This is a genomic window from Haloferax sp. s1, from assembly GCF_058382125.1.
The window spans coordinates 1-4,165 of record NZ_JBZRPK010000401.1; the positions used below are offsets into that span (position 1 = coordinate 1).

Consider the following 4,165-nt stretch of genomic DNA (forward strand, 5'->3'; position numbering starts at 1 on the left):
ACCCCCGCCGCATCAACCAGGCCCTCCGCGACGGCGCCCTGATGGACCTCGTCGAGGAGCGCGCCCGTTCGCCCCCCGCGATGCTCGATGGCTACCGCGCTCTCCCCGCCCACGCCGACCTGCTGAAGCGCGAGGACCCCGCCTCGAAGGGCGCGTTCTTCTACGTCTCCAACGAGAGCGCTCACCGGCCCGAGGTTGTGCGCCACCACGACCGAATGGACCGCCTGACCGCCGAGGGTCACGTTCTCCTCACTGAAGGCGGCACGCCTTCCGGCGACGAGTTCGACGCGACGTGGCGGGTCGTCCCGCCGTTCGGCCCCTTCCCGCGTGCACTCTCGGAGACGTACCCGCTCACCGCCGAAGTGCCGGAGCGACTCGACCGCGACGCCTACGAACAGGCCGCGACCGGTGTGTCCCGATTGGTCGAGGAGAACCCCGATGCGACGTTCACGCTCGCCCACAACGACTGGCCCGCGTCGGCGCTCGAACTCGTCCCCGAGTCGGTCGAACTGGAGGCGCTGTCGGCGGTCTCCGAGCGACTGGCGGAGGAGGCGGCGGACGAAGAAGACGCTTCTGCAACTTCGCACGATATCTCGGCCGACGAGTAGAATTCGCTCCTGACATCTCGGCCGATGAGTCGGGTTCTTCCCTTCTCGACCGCCCCGCAGTCTGCCGGTCGATGGTCTTAGGTTCTCCCGACGTGTCACCGCATACGATGGAGGCTGTCCTCTGGTACGTACTCACGGGAACTCGCGGGGGTGAAAACCGTGTGCGTATTCTCAAGACCGTGGAGGAACAGCCACGCAACGCGAACCAACTGGCCGAGACGCTCGACCTCGACTACAAGACCATCAGACACCACCTCGATGTACTGATGGACAACGACGTCGTCCAGCGCAGCGGCGACGATTACGGCGCGGTCTACCTCCCGTCGCAGCGATGCCGCGCCAACTGGGAAACCGTCGAGACGATTGTCGACAGGATAGACTGACTATGGAGAGATTTGGGAAAGTGTATATGAGGCTCACGGGGAAACAGGTGGACGAATGAGTATCTGGGTGGACGTTGCGAAGGTCTCCTCGGGAATCAACGTCGTCGTGCTTCTCGCACTGTCGGCGATTTGGGCCCGGAACTACCTGACCTTCAGGTCCAAACACGCCGTCGGCCTCCTCGTGTTCGGGGTGTTCCTCCTCGCGGAGAACGCGCTCGCGTTCTACATGTACCTTTTGGACCCCATGTTATCGGGATGGTTCAGCACCAAAGTGCCCGTCATCGTCTGGCGACTCATGATGCTCCTCCACGTCTTCGAGACGATTGGGCTTGCGTTCCTCGCGTGGGTAACGGTCGACTAAACTACCTGCGTCGCGGTCGCCCCGTCTCCCGCTCAGTCTCGCTGTTTTCGCTCGTGGGTCGGATGTTCGGAGATAAAGACGCTCGTGTGGTCCGGCACGTCTTCTGTGACCCACGAGTTCGCGCCGATGCTCACGTGGTCACCGATTGCGACCGCGCCGAGAACTTTGCTTCCCGCACCGATGACGACGCTGTCACCGATATCCGGGTGGCGTTTGTATCCCTTCTTCAGTGTGTGCTCTTCGTCTTCTTGTTCTTCGAAGTGGAGCGCGCCGAGCGTCACGTCCTGATAGATTCTGGCCCACTCGCCGATGGTCGTCGTCTCGCCGATGACGACGCCCGTGCCGTGGTCGATAAAGAAGTAGTCGCCGATGGTGGCTCCGGGGTGGATATCGATGCCGGACTCCATCTTTGCGTATTCAGCCAGTTCACGGGCGTATTCCGGTGCGCCAGCCTCGTAGAATGCGTGGGCGATTCGGTGGACGACGACCGCCTGTACGCCGGGGTACGACCGAATAATCTCCATGTAGCTTCGCGCCGCGGGGTCACCTTTGTAAGCCGCCTCGACGTCTTTCTTTAGCGTCTCTCGAATCGACGGCAGGCGTTCGACGACCGTATCGACCACCACTTGCGCGTCGTTCCCGTTGTAGGGTTTGATTCCAGAATAACAGAGTGAAGCGAAGTTTGCAACGCCGTCACGGAGTGTCTCTCCGTCTTCGACCCAGTTCCCGGCGTTCCAGCATCGCGGGAACAAGAGTCGCTTGAGGAGGTCCACGTCCTCCCGGAGGTGGTTCCGCCGCGGGAAGGAAAGCGACGTATCGGTTGGGAACGGGGGTTCGTCGTCGCGGTACGACGCTATGAGGCTCTGGTGAACGTCGCCCGAGTACGTGTAGGACATTCGATAGCGATAGTTGGTGGGCGGACGCTATTTAATCTCGTCTCATTGCTTTCGATTGTCGTTTTTTCGTATCATTCTGGAAGCGCGTCCCATCCGGTCGATCAACTACCCTCGTCGGCTCGACTATCCGTATGATAACGCTTCTGGCAGCCGAAATCGGGAGACTGGGGGCACATCGGGGATAGATTTGGGTGAGAGTTCGGAAAATCTTCTTTTAAATACTCGTCCCCAACTGAGGTATGCGACGAACACTCGCAGTACTGATGACACTCGTCGTGGTCGCCGGGGGCGTCCCGGTGGCCGTGACGGCACAGCAGGAGGCCGCGAGCGTCTCCTTCGAAGACCAAGCAACGGGTGGAACGACTGTCACAGTTGACTCCGTAACGCTTCCGGAGGGTGGCTTTGTGACCATTCACGACGCCTCGCTCTCAGACGGGAGCGTGCTCGGGAGCGTCGTCGGTTCGTCGACGTACCTCGACGCCGGTACGCACGAGAACGTAACCGTCCATCTGGACGACCCAATCGACGAATCGGGAACGTTCGTCGCCATGCCCCACATGGATACCGACGATGACCGCGTGTACTCGTTCGTCGCCGCCAACGGCAACGCCGACGGGCCGTACACCGCAGACGGCGGCGCGGTCGTTGCTGACGCGATGGTGAACGCCAGCGCGTCCGTCTCGATGACTGACCAGCCAACGACCGGCGACTCCGTCGTGGTCGACCGCGTCGAACTCTCGCAGGGCGGCTTCGTGACGATTCACGATGCGACGGTCACTGGAGGCGAAGTGTTCGAGAGCATCCGCGGCACCTCGGCATACCTCGAAGCAGGCGTTCACGAGAACGTCCGCGTCGAACTGGACGCGCCCGTGACCGAGAACACGACGCTCGTCCCGATGGCGCACATGGACACTGATGGTGACGAGACCTACACTTTCCCCGAGTCGGAAGGCGAGACGGACGGCCCGTACACCGCTGACGGGAGCGCCGTCGTCGACACGGCGATGGTGATGCCTTCGGACACCGCGAGCGTCAACTACAGCGCGCAGGCGACCGGTGGCTACTCCATCGTCGTCGAGTCCGCGTACCTCCCCGATGGTGGCTTCGTGACCGTCCACGACGGGACCGTCACCGAAGGCAAAGTGTTCGAGAGCATCCGCGGCACGTCCGCGTACCTCGAACCCGGTCTGCACCGCGACGTGCGAGTCACACTCGATTCCCCGCTGAACGAGACGACCACCGTGGTCCCGATGGCACACATGGATACCGACGGTGACGAGACGTACACCTTCCCCGAATCGGAAGGCGAGAACGACGGCCCGTACACCGCAAACGGCGGTGCAGTCATCGATAGCGGGAACGCAACCGTCTCCGCGAGCGTCGATTACACGATGAAATCGTCCGACGGCACGACCGTCGTGGTCGACCGCGTCGAACTCTCGGAGGGCGGCTTCGTCGTCATCCACGACCCCGCGCTCTCCGGCGGCGCAGTCTTTGACAGCGTCATCGGCACGTCCGAATACCTCTCGACCGGCGTCCACGAGGACGTGGTCGTGACGCTCGACGAACCGATTCGCTCCTCGCAGGTGCTCACTCCCATGGCGCACATGGACACCGACGGCGACGAGATGTACACCTTCGAGGAGTCAGAAGGCGAGGCTGATGGCCCGTACACCGCAGACGGCGGCGCGGTCGTTGCTGACGCGATGACCTCGGACAGCGCCGTCGTGACCGCGGTGGATCAGTACGGCGATGGCACGACCGTCACGGTCGAGTCCGTCACGCTCCACGACGGCGGCTTCGTGACGATTCACGAAGCGACGGTCAACGACGGCGAGGTATTCGAAAGCGTCCGCGGAACGTCCGAATACCTCGAACCCGGCACGCACGAGAACGTCGAAATCACCCTCGACACGC

At 62.5% G+C, this 4,165-nt stretch carries 4 protein-coding genes and 1 pseudogene; 4 read left to right on the plus strand and 1 reads right to left on the minus strand.

The window, feature by feature from the left end; translation table 11 throughout:
* The 3 genes and pseudogenes from QT222_RS05235 to QT222_RS05245 all read left to right on the plus strand — a co-directional run.
* Positions 1 to 608 (plus strand): annotated as a pseudogene (locus QT222_RS05235) (tRNA guanosine(15) transglycosylase TgtA); the annotation flags it as partial.
* A 107-nt stretch (positions 609 to 715) separates the two neighbouring features.
* A complete protein-coding gene (locus QT222_RS05240) occupies positions 716 to 991 on the plus strand; it encodes an ArsR/SmtB family transcription factor (protein ID WP_004059508.1) in 276 nt (91 codons plus the stop codon).
* A gap of 55 nt (positions 992 to 1,046) precedes the next feature.
* Positions 1,047 to 1,352, plus strand: coding sequence for a DUF8036 family membrane protein (locus tag QT222_RS05245; RefSeq protein ID WP_491476534.1), 306 nt, complete (start codon positions 1,047 to 1,049; stop codon positions 1,350 to 1,352).
* A gap of 32 nt (positions 1,353 to 1,384) precedes the next feature.
* On the opposite strand, the gene epsC is transcribed toward QT222_RS05245, so the two are convergent.
* Positions 1,385 to 2,248 carry a serine O-acetyltransferase EpsC gene (epsC, locus tag QT222_RS05250; protein WP_004059510.1) on the minus strand — a complete coding sequence of 288 codons (864 nt, stop codon included), beginning with the start codon at positions 2,246 to 2,248 and terminating at the stop codon, positions 1,385 to 1,387.
* A 263-nt stretch (positions 2,249 to 2,511) separates the two neighbouring features.
* Between epsC and QT222_RS05255 the strand changes: the two genes are divergently transcribed.
* Positions 2,512 to 4,165: DUF7282 domain-containing protein (locus QT222_RS05255; RefSeq protein ID WP_491476535.1), on the plus strand; the 1,654-nt coding region annotated here is incomplete at its 3' end.

What these genes read in the sequence shown, in the direction of transcription:
- QT222_RS05245 (WP_491476534.1), top strand. Translation starts at nt 1,047, where the DNA reads ATGAGTATCTGGGTGGACGTTGCGAAGGTCTCCTCGGGAATCAACGTC.
- epsC (WP_004059510.1), bottom strand. Translation starts at nt 2,248, where the DNA reads ATGTCCTACACGTACTCGGGCGACGTTCACCAGAGCCTCATAGCGTCG.
- QT222_RS05240 (WP_004059508.1), top strand. Translation starts at nt 716, where the DNA reads ATGGAGGCTGTCCTCTGGTACGTACTCACGGGAACTCGCGGGGGTGAA.